The sequence below is a fragment of the Actinoplanes sp. 13 genome (assembly GCF_056134165.1).
Window position 1 is genome coordinate 469,653 of the sequence record NZ_JBVYOQ010000003.1, and the last position, 16,193, is coordinate 485,845.

18 protein-coding genes are annotated in these 16,193 nt (G+C 71.8%); 9 read left to right on the forward strand and 9 right to left on the reverse strand.

Annotation, left to right across the window (positions count from 1 at the left end):
• The first annotated feature begins 209 nt into the window (after positions 1-209).
• Positions 210-1,178 carry a quinone oxidoreductase family protein gene (locus tag AC0NH5_RS09890; protein ID WP_474402199.1) on the forward strand — a complete coding sequence of 323 codons (969 nt, stop codon included), beginning with the start codon at positions 210-212 and terminating at the stop codon, positions 1,176-1,178.
• 43 nt (positions 1,179-1,221) lie between these two features.
• On the opposite strand, the gene AC0NH5_RS09895 is transcribed toward AC0NH5_RS09890, so the two are convergent.
• Entirely contained in the window at positions 1,222-2,127 is a 906-nt protein-coding gene (locus tag AC0NH5_RS09895) for an SDR family oxidoreductase (RefSeq protein WP_474402202.1), read from the reverse strand.
• 116 nt (positions 2,128-2,243) lie between these two features.
• On the opposite strand from AC0NH5_RS09895, the gene AC0NH5_RS09900 reads away from it, so the two are divergent.
• Positions 2,244-2,873 (forward strand): SbtR family transcriptional regulator, encoded by a 630-nt coding sequence (locus tag AC0NH5_RS09900; RefSeq protein ID WP_474402204.1) that lies wholly within the window; start codon positions 2,244-2,246, stop codon positions 2,871-2,873.
• Positions 2,874-3,060: 187 nt separating this feature from the next.
• Positions 3,061-3,804, forward strand: coding sequence for an ATP-binding protein (locus AC0NH5_RS09905; protein WP_474402206.1), 744 nt, complete (start codon positions 3,061-3,063; stop codon positions 3,802-3,804).
• A gap of 7 nt (positions 3,805-3,811) precedes the next feature.
• Here the strand turns inward: AC0NH5_RS09905 and fahA are convergent, their stop codons facing one another.
• The 5 genes from fahA to AC0NH5_RS09930 all read right to left on the reverse strand — a co-directional run bounded on the left by fahA (position 3,812) and on the right by AC0NH5_RS09930 (position 9,341).
• The gene (fahA, locus tag AC0NH5_RS09910) at positions 3,812-5,038 is read right to left on the reverse strand and encodes a fumarylacetoacetase (protein WP_474402208.1); all 1,227 of its coding nucleotides are present in this window, start codon (positions 5,036-5,038) and stop codon (positions 3,812-3,814) included.
• Complete coding sequence (locus AC0NH5_RS09915) at positions 5,035-5,892, reverse strand: hypothetical protein (RefSeq protein WP_474402210.1); 858 nt, start codon at positions 5,890-5,892, stop codon at positions 5,035-5,037. Before AC0NH5_RS09915 ends, fahA begins: the two co-directional genes overlap by 4 nt.
• Entirely contained in the window at positions 5,889-7,094 is a 1,206-nt protein-coding gene (locus AC0NH5_RS09920; protein ID WP_474402212.1) for a cupin domain-containing protein, read from the reverse strand. The genes AC0NH5_RS09915 and AC0NH5_RS09920 overlap by 4 nt, the downstream gene beginning before the upstream one ends.
• Positions 7,095-7,152: 58 nt before the next feature.
• Positions 7,153-8,373 (reverse strand): 4-hydroxyphenylpyruvate dioxygenase, encoded by a 1,221-nt coding sequence (gene hppD, locus AC0NH5_RS09925; protein WP_474402215.1) that lies wholly within the window; start codon positions 8,371-8,373, stop codon positions 7,153-7,155.
• A 152-nt stretch (positions 8,374-8,525) separates the two neighbouring features.
• Positions 8,526-9,341, reverse strand: a complete 816-nt coding sequence (locus AC0NH5_RS09930; protein WP_474402217.1) for an SAM-dependent methyltransferase — start codon at positions 9,339-9,341, stop codon at positions 8,526-8,528.
• A 276-nt stretch (positions 9,342-9,617) separates the two neighbouring features.
• Here AC0NH5_RS09930 and AC0NH5_RS09935 point away from each other — a divergent pair, with 276 nt between their 5' ends.
• Positions 9,618-10,196 carry an RNA polymerase sigma factor gene (locus AC0NH5_RS09935; protein WP_474402219.1) on the forward strand — a complete coding sequence of 193 codons (579 nt, stop codon included), beginning with the start codon at positions 9,618-9,620 and terminating at the stop codon, positions 10,194-10,196.
• Positions 10,150-10,875, forward strand: coding sequence for an anti-sigma factor (locus AC0NH5_RS09940; RefSeq protein ID WP_474402221.1), 726 nt, complete (start codon positions 10,150-10,152; stop codon positions 10,873-10,875). The genes AC0NH5_RS09935 and AC0NH5_RS09940 overlap by 47 nt, the downstream gene beginning before the upstream one ends.
• Positions 10,876-11,081: 206 nt before the next feature.
• Here AC0NH5_RS09940 and AC0NH5_RS09945 read toward each other — a convergent pair whose 3' ends face one another.
• Positions 11,082-11,285, reverse strand: a complete 204-nt coding sequence (locus AC0NH5_RS09945) for a hypothetical protein (RefSeq protein ID WP_474402223.1) — start codon at positions 11,283-11,285, stop codon at positions 11,082-11,084.
• A 231-nt stretch (positions 11,286-11,516) separates the two neighbouring features.
• Between AC0NH5_RS09945 and AC0NH5_RS09950 the strand changes: the two genes are divergently transcribed.
• The 3 genes from AC0NH5_RS09950 (at position 11,517) to AC0NH5_RS09960 (ending at position 14,415) form a co-directional block, all read left to right on the forward strand.
• Positions 11,517-12,014: an N-acetyltransferase family protein gene (locus tag AC0NH5_RS09950; RefSeq protein WP_474402225.1), complete on the forward strand. Its 498-nt coding sequence runs from the start codon at positions 11,517-11,519 to the stop codon at positions 12,012-12,014.
• Between the two features lie 140 nt (positions 12,015-12,154).
• The gene (locus tag AC0NH5_RS09955; protein WP_474402228.1) at positions 12,155-12,904 is read left to right on the forward strand and encodes an alpha/beta fold hydrolase; all 750 of its coding nucleotides are present in this window, start codon (positions 12,155-12,157) and stop codon (positions 12,902-12,904) included.
• A 281-nt stretch (positions 12,905-13,185) separates the two neighbouring features.
• Positions 13,186-14,415 carry a L,D-transpeptidase gene (locus AC0NH5_RS09960; RefSeq protein ID WP_474402230.1) on the forward strand — a complete coding sequence of 410 codons (1,230 nt, stop codon included), beginning with the start codon at positions 13,186-13,188 and terminating at the stop codon, positions 14,413-14,415.
• A gap of 10 nt (positions 14,416-14,425) precedes the next feature.
• Here the strand turns inward: AC0NH5_RS09960 and AC0NH5_RS09965 are convergent, their stop codons facing one another.
• Complete coding sequence (locus AC0NH5_RS09965) at positions 14,426-14,938, reverse strand: pyridoxamine 5'-phosphate oxidase family protein (RefSeq protein ID WP_474402231.1); 513 nt, start codon at positions 14,936-14,938, stop codon at positions 14,426-14,428.
• 43 nt (positions 14,939-14,981) lie between these two features.
• Here AC0NH5_RS09965 and AC0NH5_RS09970 point away from each other — a divergent pair, with 43 nt between their 5' ends.
• A complete protein-coding gene (locus AC0NH5_RS09970) occupies positions 14,982-15,503 on the forward strand; it encodes a GNAT family N-acetyltransferase (protein WP_474402233.1) in 522 nt (173 codons plus the stop codon).
• Positions 15,504-15,509: 6 nt separating this feature from the next.
• Here AC0NH5_RS09970 and AC0NH5_RS09975 read toward each other — a convergent pair whose 3' ends face one another.
• Entirely contained in the window at positions 15,510-16,193 is a 684-nt protein-coding gene (locus tag AC0NH5_RS09975) for a DUF6069 family protein (RefSeq protein WP_474402235.1), read from the reverse strand.

Sequence of the window (16,193 nt, forward strand, 5' to 3'; positions counted from 1 at the left end):
GGCACGTCGATCCGGGCCGGTGTGGGTGGGGTTACAGCAGAAGTGGGCAGCTCAGCCCGGTGGTCGACCGCCGGGCCCGGCCAGGCGGGCAGCCGTCACCTTCGCCGGGGCGGGACGCGTGGGGCGTACCGCACGAGGGTCTTGAAGAAGGTCTTGGGCCGTGGCCGTGCGGGTAACGTCGATCTTTTACCGGCCGGTAGGGAGCGTGGATGAAAGCGGCGGTGTTCTACGAGAACGGTGGTCCCGAAGTCCTGCGGTACGAGGACGTGCCGGATCCCGCGCCGAAGGCCGGGGAGGTGCTGCTGCGGGTCGAGGCGGTCGGGGTGCAGGGCGGGGACCTGCTGCATCGGCAGGGCACGCCGCAGCCGTCGACACCGCACATCGTCGGTTATCAGGCGGCCGGCACGGTGGCGGCGGTCGGTGCCGGCGTGACGTCGGTGCGCGAGGGGCAGCGGGCGGTGGCGTCCATGTTCGCCGGGTCGCACGCCGAGCTGGTCGCGGTGCCGGCGGGAAACGTCTACGTGTTGCCGGACGGGCTGGACCCGCGGCACGCGGCCGGGATCCCGATCGAGTTCGGCACCGCGGACGACTGCCTGTTCGCGTTCGGCCGGCTGCGGGCCGGGGAGACCGTGCTGGTGCAGGCCGCGGGCGGCGGGGTGGGGCTGGCGGCGGTGCAGCTCGCCAAGGCCGCCGGCGCGACCGTGCTCGGGACCGCGTCCAGCGACGAGAAGCTCGCCCGGCTGGCCGACCACGGGCTGGACCACGCGATCAACTACAAGGACGCGAACGTCGTCGAACGGGTCAAGGAGATCACCGGCGGCCGTGGCGTCGATCTGGTCGTCGACCCGGTCGGTGGCCGCACGCTGGAAGGCAGCATCGCGGCGCTGGCCTATCGCGGGCGGGTCAGCTGGGTGGGCCAGGCGGGGCGAGACGCGCATCCGCCGCAGATCGGGCCGCTGATGGGCAAGAGCGCGTCGCTCACGGGCGTCTACTTCGGCGCCGAGATGCAGTTCGACCCGGCCCGCACCCGGGCGCTGGTCGAGAAGCTGATCGGGCGGGTGGCCGCCGGGGAGCTGACCGTCGTCATCGATCGGGAGTTCCCGCTGGCGGAGGCGGCCGAGGCGCACCGGTACATCGAGAGCCGGGCCGCGTTCGGCCGGGTGCTGCTGATCCCGTGACGGGGTGTCCGGCGCCGCCCTGACGAGGGGCGGCGCCGGTCGTTCATCGTGCCGGGGACGCCGGGAGCGTGAGGAAGGACGACACGCCCATGTCGGCCGCCACCGTCCGGGCGGCTTCGAGCGCGGTGGCGTTGAGGGCCCGCACCGCGTCGTGCTGCGGTGGCGGCGCGACGACCGTCCGGAGCGGCCGGTGCCCGGCCGGCGTCTCGATCAGCTCGACGATCGCGTCGGCGACCACTCGCGGGTCGGCCGGCGCCTGCCCGGCCGGCGGCGCCTGCGTCTGGGCCGCGGTGAGCTCCGCGACGAAACGGCCGAAACCGTCGCCGTACGCGCCCAGCCGCGACGTGTCGGCCGGCATGACGGCGTTGGCGCCGATGTTCGTGGGATAGGGCGCCGCGTCCACGATCACCGACTCGACGCCGAACGGCGCCAGCTCGTGGTGCCAGGCCTCGGTCAGGCTGCCGAGGGCGGCCTTGCTGGCCGCGTAGAGACCCGAGTACGGGATCGTCACCCGGCTGGAGATCGAACCGACCTGGAGGAGCACGCCCTCCCGCTGCCGGCGCAGGTGCGGCAACGCTGCCCGGTTCACCCGCAGCGCGCCGAGCACGTTGACGTCGAACTGGCGGTGCGCCTCCTCGGCGGTGAACGCCTCGACCGGTCCGGGGAAGATCATTCCGGCGTTGTTCACCACGGCGTCGAGGCGGCCGGCGGCGGTCAGCACCGCCTCGACCGCCCGGCCGGCGGACGACTGGTCGGTCACGTCGAGCTCGACCACCCGCAGGTCGATCCCCTCGGCGGCGGCGAGCGCCGTCACCTCGGCGGCGGCCTTCTCGTTGCGGCCGCCGACGTCCCGCAGCCCGGCGAAGACCCGGTGGCCGCGCCGGGCCAGCGCCTCCGCGGTCAGGCGGCCGAACCCGGTGCTCGCGCCGGTCACCAGCACAGTGCTCATGGTTTCTCCTCGGACGATTAAGCGGGGTGGCACCCCGCTTTCCTGCCGTACGATATGGGGGGCCACTCCGCTTTTCAAGGAAAGTGGGGTGTCCCACCATTTCTGGAGGTGGCCACGTGCAACGGCCGAGGCGAGCGGACGCGCGCCGCAACTACGACCAGATCGTGGCCGCGGCCGAGGCGGAGATCGCGCGGCACGGGGCGGACGCGTCGCTCGAGGAGATCGCGCGCCGCGCCGCCGTGGGCTCGGCGACCCTGCACCGCCACTTCCCCACCCGGCAGGCGCTGCTCGAGGCGGTGTTCCACGACCGGGTCGTGGCGCTCTGCGAACGCGCGCGGGAGCTGGCCGGCGACGCGGAGCCGGGGGCCGCGCTGGCCGGCTGGCTGCGTGCGGTCACCGTCTACGGCGCGACGACGCGGGGCCTGGCCCGGTCGCTGCTCGGCGGCGGACGCGAAGCCGGCGGGCCGCGGGCATCCGGGCGCGAGCGCGGCGGGCCGCGCACGTCGGAGGGGCGCGAGCTTGGCCCGGACGCGGACAGCACCTGTGAGGCGATGCTGGTCGACGCGGGCGGAGCCCTGCTGCGCACGGCCCAGCAGGCCGGCGAGGTCCGCCCCGAGGTGTCCATCGTCGACCTGCTCACACTGGTGAACGCTGTCTCGCTGGCCACCGAGGGCACCGCCGACGCGGCCACCGAGGCCACCCGCCTGGTCGATCTGGCCCTCGAGGGCGTCCGCCCGCACGGGTGACCCGGTGACTGCGGCGGGTGCCTGTTCTCGGTGTTGCCCCATGACATCGCCCGGAGGCGTGGACTTTGCTCAGGCCCCACGACAGGTGACGACGGCGGGTTGCGATCTACCGCCGAGGGGGCGTTGGGTGGTCGAGGTATGCCGGCAAGTCAGCACGGTCCGCCGACGACATCCCGACGAGGCAGAGATGCTGAGAACAACGACCGACCGCGATCCGGAGACCGGCGTCATCTCGGTCGCGCTCATCGGTGATCTCGGTTTCGGCACCCACGTCACCGCCCGCAACGCCGTCGGTAAGGCCGCGGCGGAGTGCCCCACGGCGGTTCTGGTGGACCTGTCCGCGATGCGCAGCGCCGACAGCGCCCGGCTGAGCATCTTCCCGGCGATCACCTATCAGGCGCAGAAAACCTGGGGTGTGCCGGTGCTGTTGTGCGGGGCGGACGCGCACGTCCGTCAAGCGCTGGCGGCCTTCCGCACGTTCGTGGCCCTCTACGAGCATCCCGCGCAGGCACTGGTGGCGGTCCGCGCCCACGTGCCGCGCTGGGTGCGGCACGCCCTCCCACCGGTCCCGGCGAGCGCCGCCGCGGCCCGCGACGTGATCGACGAGACCTGTGCAGCCTGGGGGCTCGCGCGGCTGCGGGACACCGCGCGGCTGGTGGCCTCGGAGTTGGCGGCCAACGCGATCGTCCATGCCGGCACCGAGTTCGACCTGCTCACCGGCTATACCGGGCGGTTTCTGCGGATCGCCGTGCAGGACGGCAGCCCGGAGTTGCCGCGGATCAAGCCGCAGACCCCCGCCCGGAGCGCCATCATGACGCCCGGCTCCGGGCGCGGGCTGCGTATCATCGCCGCGGCCGGGACGCACTGGGGCGTCACCAGGATCGGCGACGGAAAGATCGTGTGGGTGCTGATGCGCACGGGCGACCGCTGAGAGGGCCTCAGACCCCCCGGATCCGGCCGCGCACCTCGCCGAACCCGATCACCGCACCGTCCGCGCCGAGGGCGGTCGCCGTGATCACCACTTCGTCGTCGTCGAGCAGGAAACTCCGGCTCGACCCGTCCGGCAGCCGCAGCGGCTCCTGCCCGCCCCAGGACAGCTCGATCAGCGAGCCGCGCTGGTCGGCCCTCGCCCCACTGATCGTTCCGGACGCGTAGAGGTCGCCGGTTCGCAGCGACGCACCGTTGGCGGTGAGGTGGGCGAGCATCTGGGCGCCGGTCCAGTACATGTCGGCGAACTCCGGCCGCGACACCGGATGCCCGTTCAGCCGCACCTCGAGGTGCACGTCGAGGCCCCACGGCGGGGTCGCGGCGTCGTCCAGATAGGGCAGCAGCTGGTGGGTGCGCGCCGGCGGGGCCACCCGGGCCTGGTCCAGCGCGGCCAGTGGCACCACCCAAGGCGACACCGACGTGGCGAACGACTTGCCGAGGAACGGGCCGAGTGGCACGTACTCCCAGGCCTGGATGTCGCGTGCGGACCAGTCGTTGACCAGGCACACGCCGAAGACGTGCTGCTCGAAATCGGTCAGGCTGACCGGCCGGCCCAGCTGCGACCCGGCGCCGACGACGAACCCCAGTTCGGCCTCGATGTCGAGCCGCTGCGACGGCCCGAAGGTGATCTCGCCGTCCGCGCCGCGCCGCTGCCCGCTGGGCCGCACCACGTCGGTCCCGGACACCACCACCGTGCCGGCCCGGCCGTGATAGCCGATCGGAAGGTGCTTCCAGTTCGGGGTGAGCGGCTCCTGGCCGGGCCGGAACATGCGGCCGATGTTGGAGGCGTGCTGCTCGGAGGCGTAGAAGTCAACGTAGTCGGCGACCGTGAACGGCAGGTGCATGATGGCGTCACGGCGTGGCCGCAGGTGCGCGGAGATCTGGTCGCGGTGAGCAGAATCGGTCAGCCAGGTGGTGAGCCGGGCACGCACCTCCGCCCAGGCCCGCGGCCCGGCGGCCAGCAGCGCGTCGAGGGCCGGTCCGGCGACTGCCGGGCTGAGCTCCGGAGCCAGCAGGCGTACGACCGGAGCAAGGTCGAGGACCATCTCGCCGACCGCCACCCCGACCCGTGGGTCCGGTTCGGCGGCCGTGCTGAACACCCCGTACGGCAGGTTCGCGACGCCGAACGGGTGGTCCGCCGGAAGGTCGAGCCAGGTGGCGGGCGTGACAGTGGTCAACGCGGTTCCTCCGGGAGTAGTCCGTGGCGCAGCAGGCCGTCGACCGGCTCGGTGATGCTGCAGGTGCCGAAGCTGACGAAATGGCGGCGGATCCGGGCCGCCAGCTCGGTGTCGATGCCACCGACCGCGGTCGCGACCCGGCCGGCGTCCTGGTCGGCCAGGGCGGCCGCGACGACGGGCACGCCGGCGCCGTCGAAGGCGCGGGCGGTGGCCAGGATGACGTTGAGGAAACCGTGGTGCTCGAAGCCGGTGGCCGGGTCGCGGTGCCGGACCGGGTCGTGCAGCCCGGCGGTGAGCTTGAACGCGACGCCACCCTGCACGGCCGTGTGCAGTGCCTGGGCGAGCTGGTGCTCGCCGGGGAACGCGCCCGCGGTGACGCCGCCGGTGCGGATCTTCAGGCGGAGCCCGGCGTCGGTGAGCGTGGCGACGTGCCGCGCGGTGATGTTGGCCCAGGGCAGCTCGACGTAGGTGGGCACGATCTGCCGGTCGACCTTGTCCAGGGCGTCGGCGGTGGCCGGGACCTCCAGCGCGACCAGCTCGGCGCGGGGTTCCGCGGCCGCCCGGGCGAGCGCCTCGGGGATCTGCTCGGCGCCGCCGGGAACGGTCAGCGAGACGGGCAGCGCCGGGCCGTTCGCCGGCGGGGCGGCCGGCGCGGGGCCACCGGCCGGCGGGGCGGTCAGCGCCGCCGTCAGCTCGGCCCACCGCGGCAGGGCGCAGACGAACGAGCCGACCAGCGGCGACTGCCGGGCCTGGTACGCGGCGACCGCCTCGGGCATCGGCACGTTGCCGGGCGGGAAGATCGCCGCGTCGTCGAAGAGGCCCCGGAACAGCACGGGGCCGAACGGCGCGGTCACGAAACCGGTCCCCGGCCCGCCCAGGTCCAGGCGTACACCCCGTCGTCGCTCGCCTGTCCGCCCTCGCCGAGCCCCAGCGGCCGGAAGGTGTCGACCATGACGGCCAGTTCCTCGAAGCGCTCGGCGCCCAGGCTGGCCTCGATCGCGGCCGGCTGCGGGCCGTGCGGATATCCGCCGGGGTGCAGCGACACCGAGCCGACGTTGATGCCGGAGCCCTTGCGGGCCTCGTAGTCGCCGCCGACGTAGAACATGACCTCGTCGCTGTCGACGTTCGAGTGGTAGTACGGCACCGGCACCGCGAGCGGGTGGTAGTCGACCTTGCGCGGCACGAAGTTGCAGATCACGAAGTTCGCGCCCTCGAAGACCTGGTGCACCGGCGGCGGCTGGTGGATCCGGCCGGTGATCGGCTCGAAGTCGGCGATGTTGAACGCGTACGGGTACAGGCAGCCGTCCCAGCCCACCACGTCGAACGGGTGGTGCGGGGTGACGTGCACCGAGCCGGCCAGCCCGGCCGGGCCGTCACCGCGGTGCTTGATGTAGACCTCGACGTCCTCGCCGTCGACGATCCGGGGCGCACCGGGCAGGCGCAGGTCACGCTCGCAGTACGGCGCGTGCTCCAGGAACTGCCCGTACCGTGAGAGGTAGCGCTTCGGCGGGGCGATGTGGCTGTTCGCCTCGATGACGTAGAGCCGCAGCGGCTCGTCGCCGCCCGGGACCCAGCGGTGCGTGGTCGCCCGCGGGATGATCACGTAGTCGCCGGTGGCCACGTCCAGGTCGCCGAAGACGGTCTCCACGGTACCGGAGCCGGCCTCGATGTACGCGCATTCGTCGCCGGTGGCGTTGCGGTACAGCGGCGACGCGGTGCCCGCCACCACGTAGTTGATCCGCACGTCGCCGTTGCCGAGCACGAGCCGGCGGTCGCGGACCGCGTCGGCGGACTTCCACTCCTGCCCCTCGAACAGCGTGTGCAGCTTCAGGTGCCGGGGCAGCAGCGGGTGGTTGGCGACGACCGACTGGTCGGGCAGCTGCCAGATCCGGGCGCCGACCACAGCCGACGGGACGTGCCGGTGGTAGAGCAGCGAGGAGTCCGAGGAGAAGCCCTCCTCGCCCATCAGCTCCTCGTAATAGAGGCGACCGCCTGCGTCGCGGTGCTGGGTGTGCCGTTTGGCCGGGACGTCGCCGGCCCGCTGATAGTGCGCCATCTGGTCGTCCTTTCCCGCGACTGATCCGCCGGCCGGGCCGGCCGGCGGAGGGAACCGGTCAGAAGTTGCCGCGCCGCTCCTGCTCGCGCTCGATCGCCTCGAACAGCGCCTTGAAGTTGCCCTTGCCGAAGCCCAGCGAGCCGTGCCGCTCGATGAACTCGAAGAACACCGTAGGCCGGTCCCCGATCGGCTTGGTGAAGATCTGCAGCAGATAGCCGTCCTCGTCGCGGTCCACCAGGATGCCGCGCTTCTGCAGCTCCTCGATCGGCACCCGCACCTCGCCGATCCGGGCCCGCAGCTGCGGGTCCTCGTAGTACGAGGCCGGGGTGTCGAGGAACTCGATGCCCTCGGCGCGGAGCACGTCGACGGTGCGCAGGATGTCGTTGGTGGCCAGCGCCAGGTGCTGGGCGCCCGGCCCGCGGTAGAACTCGAGGTACTCGTCGATCTGCGACTTCTTCTTGCCCAGGGCCGGCTCGTTGAGCGGGAACTTCACCCGGTGGTTGCCGGAGGCCACCACCTTCGACATGAGCGCGGAGTAGTCCGTGGCGATGTCGTCGCCGATGAACTCGGCCATGTTGGTGAAGCCCATGACCCGGTTGTAGAAGTCGACCCACTGGTCCATGTTGCCGAGTTCGACGTTGCCGACGATGTGGTCGAGCGCCTGGAACACCCGCTTCGGGGCGCCGTCACGCTTGCGGAACGTCGAGGTGCGGGCCACGTAACCGGGCAGGTAGGGGCCGGTGTAGTGGGTGCGGTTGACGAGCGTGTGCCGGGTGTCGCCGTACGCGGCGATGGCGGCCGTGCGCACGGTGCCGTGCTCGTCGGAGACGTCGTGCGGCTCGACCAGGACGGTGGCGCCCTGGGCGCGGGCGTGCTCGACGCACTTGTCGACGTCCGGTACCTCGAGGGCGATGTCGGTGATGCCGTCACCGTGCCGGGCGTGGTGGGCGATGATCGGGCTGTCCGGCTGCACGCCGCCCTGGATCACGAACCGCACGGCGCCGCTCTTGAGCACGTACGACATGTGGTCGCGGTTGCCGGTCTCCGGTCCGGAGTACGCCACCAGCTCCATCCCGAACGCGGACTGGAAGAAGTGCGCGGTCTGCGTGGCGTTGCCGACGGCCCACACGACCGCGTCCCAGCCGGTCACCGGGAACGGGTCGCTGCCCGAGTCGTACTCGACCAGACCCACGAGTTGCTTGAGCGTGTCGAGATCGAGCTCGGCGAGACGTTCCTCGTCGGTGAGCACGGTATGGATGGGCATGGCGTTGATGGACATGGCGCTGGGCTCCCCTCAGCTGGTGGGCTGACGGATCCCAGCTTGCGAGACGGCCGTGAGGTGCACAACAAGCACAGTTTTGGTGAGGCAATCTGCTCAGATCTGCTCGGCGGACGCCCCTTGCGCTGGTCAGATTGCGCAGCGACCGCGCGTCACGGCTTGCGGCCGACCGCCGTCCAGATGTTGATGTCGGAACGCTCCGGGATCTCGGTGCCCGGCTCGGGCCGCCACTCGCTGGCCGGCACGACGCCCGGCTCGATCAGTTCGAGGCCCTCGAAGAGCGCGGTGAACTCGGCCTTGTCGCGGGTCCACACGTCGGAGCGGCCCTGCGCGATCAGCTGCTGGTAGAGCGCCTGCTGCTCGGGCGTGCCGAAGTCCGAGGTGGCGTGGGTGGCGACCAGGAAACTGCCCGCCGGCAGCGCCTCCAGCAGGCGGCGCACGATCGGCTGGGCGGCGCCGTGCCCGTGCACGAAGTGCAGGACGGCGATCAGCATCAGGCCGACCGGCTGCTTCAGGTCGAGGGTCTCGGCGAGCACCGGATGGCCGAGGATCGCCTCCGGGTCGTTCAGATCGGCTTCGATGTACGCCGTACGCCCTTCCGGGCTGCTGTTGAGCAGTGCCCGGGCGTGCACCATCACCAGCGGGTCGTTGTCCACATAGACGATGCGGCTGTCCGGGGCGTACCGCTGCGCGACCTCGTGGGTGTTGTCCGCGGTCGGCAGGCCGGTGCCGATGTCGAGGAACTGGCGCACCCCGGCCTCCTCGGCGAGGAACCGGGTGGCCCGCCGCAGCAGCGCCCGGTTGGCGAGCGCGCCGAGACGCACCTTCGGGAAGAGCCGCTCCAGTTCGTCACCGGAGGCCCGGTCGGCAGCGAAGTTGTCCTTGCCGCCGAGCCAGTAGTTGTACCGCCGGGCGGGGTGCGGCTGGGTCGGGTCGATCCCCGGTGCGACAGCGCTCGTCTCGTCCACAACAGAACGATACCGGACGATGATCACCCACCCATCCACCGCCCGCACCACCGCCGGCGTGGGGACTTGCGGCGCGCTCCGCACCCGAACCTCACACACCACAACGCCGCCAACCGACCGTGGGGACTTGCGGTTCGCAGCCCACCCGAACTTCACACACAACAAGCGGGCGGGGGGTGCTCAGGTCGTACGCCGGAAGTTTCTTGCTCGGGGTGCATCCGCCGAGGCCGCCGGGAGCGAAGCAGGGAGGGGAACCCATGTGCGGAAGGGAGGTCGATGAGCTCCGACGAAGAGCTCGCCGAGCGCTTGCGCGACGGCGACGAGAAGGCGTTGCGGACGGCCTATGACCGGCACGGCGCCGCCGTCCTGTACCTGGCCCAGCGGGTGCTGGGCAACCGGGCGGACGCCGAGGACGTCACCCAGTTGACGTTCGTGGCGGCCTGGACCGGGCGCGACGGTTACGACCCGCAGCGCGGCACGATGCTCGGCTGGCTGCTGGGCATCGCGCGGCGCAAGGCCATCGACCGCCTGCGGTCGGCGGCACGCGAGGACCGGACGACAGCGACGGTACGCGCGAGGCTCACACCCGTCGACGAGGTGGAGACACCGGAGCGGATCGTGACGCGGCTGGTCGTCGCGGACGAGCTGGGACGGCTCCCCGATGAGCAGAGGAGGACCCTGGAACTGGCTTTCTTCGACGATCTCACGCATCCACAGATAGCGGCCGTCACCGGACTGCCGCTCGGTACCGTCAAGAGCCATATCCGGCGCGGAATGGCGAGCCTGCGACGACGTTGGGAGGTGGAAGGTGCAGCATTTGGAACCCGATCGGCTGGTCCTTCTCGCGCTCTCTGAGGAACAGCAGGAGCTCAGCGAGTCCGACCACCTGGCAGAGTGCGCCGGCTGCCGCATCGACTTCGAAGGCCTGCGGGAGGTCGCCGAGATCGGCGCCTCGGCCCAGGAACTGCAGGACCTGCCCGCCCCGCCGGAGCATCTCTGGCACGCCGTCGAGGCCGAGATCGCGCGGCCCCCGGAGCACTCGGCGGCGGCGCCCATCGTCGACCTCGGTGAACGCCGCCGCCGAACCCATCGCGCCCGGCCGTCCTGGCGGGCCCCTCTGATCGCCGCGGCAGCCGCCGCGGTGCTCGCGATCGCCGGGACAGCGGTGGTCGAGCGATATCTGAACCGGCCCCCGGCCGAACAGGAGCTGGCCCGGGCCACCCTCACACCCCTGGAAACGGTCCCGGCTGACGCCGCCGGCAGCGTCCGGGTGCTGACCGACGGCGCGATGCGCATCGACGTCCGCAACCTGCCGCTGACCACCGGCTTCCACGAGGTGTGGCTGATCGACCCGGACGACCTCACGAAGATGGTCCCGCTCGGCAGCCTCTCCGACCGGCCGGACGCCGAGCTGCCCGTGCCGCCCGGCGTCGACCTGAACCGGTACCGCCTGGTCGACGTCAGCGACGAGCCGCACGACGGCGACGCGACCCACTCGGGCCGCAGCCTGCTGCGGGGGACATTGACGTCCTGAGCGCACCGGGGTGGTGGGCCCCCTTCAGCCACCACCCCGGACACCGGCCGGCTCCTCGCGGCAACCGCCGTTGACGCGGACGCCATCGAGGCCGAATTGGCGCCGCCCGGGCACGGATTGGTGGTAAAGGCTCGAGGACCGTCGGCGACCGGATGTCGGCGGCTCGTCACTGCGGTCCGAACGGCGTCCGGTGCCGGCGGCCCGCGTCAGCGAGGCGGGTGCCCGGTGGCGGGGATCGCCGTGTCGAGTTCGGCGAACAGCGCCTCGGGCACGGGAAAGCCGGCGCGGCCGGCCAGGTGTCGCCAATAGCGCCGGCCGTGCACCCACGACGCGGTGACGGCCGCGTCCAGCGACGGGCGGCGGACCATGCCCGGGAAGAACACCACGTGCGAGCCGAACTCGTTGACCACGACGTGCCGGATCTCCCCGATCCGGGCGAGGCAGGCCCGCTCCTCCAGCGGCGGCGCGGCAGCCGGGTCGGCGAAGAGCCAGAACTCGATGTCGCTGTACGCGTCGGCCTAACCGGTCACGAACGATCCGTAGGTGGGCGCCGCGACGTGCCGCCGATGGCGAGGCAGAGTTCCCGCACCCGGGCGATGAGGTGTTCCTGGGCCGGCACCCCGCCAGGCTAGATTGGCGCGGTGCGGATACGTGAAGCCGGCGCCCCGGACCTGCCCTTCCTGGAACTGGTCGTGCTCGAGGCCTACAACTGGTCCGGGCCACGTTTCACCCTCGACCAGATCCGCGCCGACGAGATGGCGCGCCGCTATCTCGACGGTTTCCCGGCCGCCGATGACCTGGGCCTGATCGCCGAGGTCGACGACGTCCCCGCCGGAGCGGTGTGGGGGCGGGCGCTGCCGGCCGACCGCGCCGGTCACGGCTTCGTGGCGCCGGAGATCCCCGAGCTGACCATCGGTGTCCGGCCGCACGCGCGCCGGCGCGGTGTCGCGTCGAGCCTGCTGACCGCGATCGTCGAGCTGGCCGGACGGCGCGGTCTGCCCGGCCTGAGCCTCAGCGTGGAGGAGGGCAACACCGCCCGCCGCCTGTACGAGCGGGCCGGCTTCGAGGTGACCGGCCGCAACGGCGGCTCCGACACCATGCTGCTGCGGCTGGGCGCGGGCAGGACGAGCAGCGCGTGAGCCGGACCGCGGAAGTCGTTGTTCTGGCCGACGAAGCCGACGACGGCGAGCTCGTCGAGGTGCCGTTGCCGCGCACCCGGCGGGAAGGTGGCAACCTCTACCGCACGGATGGGTAAGACGCGGATGGGTAAGAACAGGCGGTGACCGATCTTGAGAGCCGCTGGACGACGGTGCGCGGAGTGCGTACCCATGATCGCTTCTCGTCCGGGGCCGAAGGCCTGCCGGTGGTTCTGGTGCACGGCCTGGCCGTGTCGCACCGCTACCTGATGCCCACCGCCGCCGCCCTGGCCGATCGGCATCCGGTGCTGGTGCCGGATCTGCCCGGCTTCGGTCTCAGCGGCAAACCCCGGCACGCGTACGACGTAGGTGAGCACGCCGAGCACCTGGCCGCGTGGCTCGACGCGATCGCCGTGCCGCGGGCCTGCCTTGCCGGGCACTCGTTCGGCGCCGAGGTGGTGGCCCGCCTGGCGGTGCTGCGACCGGATCTCACCGCCGCCCTGGTGCTCGCCGGCCCGACCAGCGACCCGGCGGCCCGGACCCGGCGCGCGATGATCGGCCGTTTCGCCGTGGACGTGTTCGCCGAGAAGGCGTGGGAGGCGCCGGTGCTGGCACGCGACGTCGTGGACGCGAAACCGTGGCGGATCATCAAGACGCTCGGCCACTCGGTGCACAACGCGATCGAGCGTGACCTGGCGCGGCTGCCGGTGCCGCCCCTGGTGCTGGGCGGCGCGCGCGACCCCCTGGCGCCGCTGCGCTGGCGTACCGAGGTGGCCACGATGACCGGCGGCGTCTCGGTCACGATCCCGGGTGCCGCCCATAACGTCATGACCACCGCGGGCCGGGCGTCGGCCGACGCTATCGCCGCGCATCTCAGTCGCGTCGCGGGGTAAGCCACCGCCCATGCGCATCGGAAACACTGAAGTCAGGTTCCTCGGCGGCGCGAGCGGCTGCCTGTTCATGCTGCTGCTGTCGGTGCTGCTCTCGGTCGCCGGCACCGTGCTGCTGAACTGGATCCTGTAACGACCGGCACGTCGCCGGGCCTACCGGCGGTGGTCAAGATCTGTCACGATGATCTCCCTTCGGAGAAGGAAGCAACGTTTTCGGGTCCCGCCGACGTCTATCTTGCAGGGCCACGGATGGCGTCGGTCGGCACCTTTCGATTGTGAGAGTCATGATTCAGCGACGTAAAGTGATCATCGGCGCGGCGGGTGTGGCGGCGGCTGCCACGGCGGCCGGCTGTTCCTCCTCCGGCAAGGCGGCCGGCGGTGACACGAGCTGGGTCGAGCCGGCGGCGAACATCGAGAAGGTCACTGTCGCGCCCGTCCGGCTGAGCGTGACGCCGGCCGACGGTGGCGCCGACGTGTCGCCGGTGGAGCCGATCGTGGTCAGCGCCGCGGACGGCACCCTGAAATCGGTCACCGTGACCGCCGGCAAGGCGAAGATCGACGGCGCGATGCAGGACGACGGGACCTGGCGGTCCACCGAGGACCTGGCGTACGGCAAGAAGTACACGGTCACCGTCACCGCCACCGACAGCGCGGGCGCCACGACCACCGAGAACAGCACCTTCACCACGCTGAAGCCGGAGAACATCGCCCGGGTCACCTTCCAGGCCAACGCCATGGTGGCCCTCGACGAGGGCGAGACGTACGGCGCCGGGCAGCCGGTGATCGTCGCGTTCAGCCGCGCCGTCAACAAGAACGCGGCGGAGAAGGCGATCGAGATCACCACCTCGCCGGCAGTGGAGGGCAAGTTCTACTGGCGGGACGACAGGACCGTGCACTGGCGCCCGGCGAAGTACTGGACTCCCGGCACGAAGATCAAGGTCAAGGTCACCGCGTTCGGCGTCAAGCTCGGCAAGACGACGTACGGGGCGAAGAACGCGTCGACCCACTTCACCATCGGCCGGCAGCTGATCGCGATCAGCGACAACCGGACCCACCTGACGAAGGTCTACATCGACGGCAAGCTCGTCCGGACGATGAAGAGCAGCCTCGGCAAGGGCGGCGGTACGACCGGGGCGAACGGCGAACGCATCAGTTACTGGACGGCGGGCGGCCCGCACGTCGTGCTCGGCCGCAAGCGCAAGCACACGATGAGCTCGGCGAGTTACGGCGTCACCGACCCGAAGGACCCGAACTACTACGTGTCGGAGAACATCGAGTACTGCACGCGAATCAGTTACTCCGGTGAATATCTGCACGCCGCCCCGTGGAACAAGTCGCTGGGCCGGGCGAACCTGTCGCACGGGTGCATCAACCTCAGCACGGCCGACGCCAAGTGGGTCTACAACAACTTCCTGATCGGCGACATCGTCGACGTCAAGAACACCCCGCGCAAGCTGCCGATCTGGAACGGTCTCGGGGACTGGACCGTGCCGTTCGACAGGTACGGCCGCTAGGCCGTACCCATCAGGCTGGTGGGGTGATCAGGAGCCGGGCGTCGGTGACGTTGCCGAACCGGCTGTCACCGCCCCGGACCAGCACGAAATGCTTGGTGATCACCGCCTGGTAGACCCGCAGTGGCCCCGCCGGTTGCAGATCTGCCGGGCCCAGCTGCTGACGGTCCGGCAGACGGGCGTTGAGCAGGGCCAGGGCAGCGGCGCCCGCGTCGTCGGCCACCGGAGTCGCGGTCGCCTCCAGATAGAGCGCCTCCGCCCCGCCGACCGGCGCGTGCGAGTCGAACACCGTGACCGCGACCTCGGGACGCACGCCGAGGTTGCGGGAGTGCCGGCTGTCCGGTGCGGACACCCACACGATCCGGTGCTCGCCGTCGGCCGCGAAGAACACCGGGGTGGCCCACGGCCGGCCCTGCTCGTCGGCGGTGCCGAGCACGGCGTACCGATGCTCTGCCAGAAGTTCCGGAACGGTGGCCCACATCGACGCGCGAACCGCCCCCTGATCGGGCTGCTCCAGCCGTACCATCGCTGCTCCTCGGGTCGTGCGGTGAGGGTTTAGTCTCGCCGTGGTGGACATCGATGATGTGCGACTACGCCCGGTCCAGGAGTCCGACCTGGACTTCCTCTGCCGGTTCGACGTCGAGCCGGGCCTGATCGGCCCGAACTGGTACGGGTTCCGCGACGCCGGAAGACAGCGCCGCCGCTTCCAGGCCGACGGCTGGCAGGGCGACGAGGACGGCAAGGCCATCGTCACCGTGCGGGACGAGGTCGTGGGTTTCGTCGGCTGGTTTCCGGCCGGCCACGGCGCCGGCCGGTACCGGGAGATCGGCGTGGTCCTGCTGCCGGAGTGGCGCCGGCGGGGTGTGGGAACCCGTGCCCAGCTGCTGCTGTGCCGGTACCTGTTCGCCCACACCGCCGTCCACCGCATCCAGGCCGGCACCCAACCGGAGAACGTGGCAGAACGGCGAGCCCTGCAGAAGATCGGCTTCCGGCAGGAGGGCGTGCTGCGGGGAGCCGAGTTCCGGGACGGCTCGTGGCGTGACATCGTCGTCTTCGGGCTGCTCCGCGACGAGCTGCCGCCGGCCGGGTGAGCCGGCTCAGCCCGCGCGGGTGCGCAGGCTCCGCGCCAGCGCCGGGATCATCACCGCCGCGGGGACCAGGTGCAGCCCGACGAGGGCAGCGATCGTGGCGGTGTTCCCCCCGGCGAGGAACGGCGGCACCAGCGAGATCGCGGTCAGCGCCACCGCGGTCCACACGAAACGTTCGGCGGGGCGCGCGCTCCAGCGGAGCAGCGCGCCGGCGAGGACCACGCCGACGAGCGAGAAGAAGCCGGTCACCACGGCGAACCCGGCCGGCGGGATCGTCGCGCCACCGTCGGGGATCTCGAAGTCGACGCCGGCGGCCCGCACGAGAGCGGCGGCGAGAGTGGTGGCCACCGTCGCCACCAGGGCGGCGATGAGGCCGCTGCCGGCGAGCCCGCGGAGCCGGTGGGCGTGGCCCGCGCCGATCGCGGTGTCTTCGATGCTGCTCATGTCGTCCTCCATGGTCCGGTGAATGGGGGTGGCGATACATACCCGCGCCGTGCGCCGGCCGGGGTTGCGCAGGGCGCGGACGCCGGTGCCGCGGAGCCAGAACCCGGCGTCACGGCCGAGGATCGGCCCCGGTTCGCCGTCGCGCAGCTCCAGCTGGACCCGCCCGTGGGTGACGACGCCGAACGCGTCGCGCCACTCGTCCGCGACCACCGCGACACGCGCGCCACCGCGCAGCGCGAGCGTCCGCAC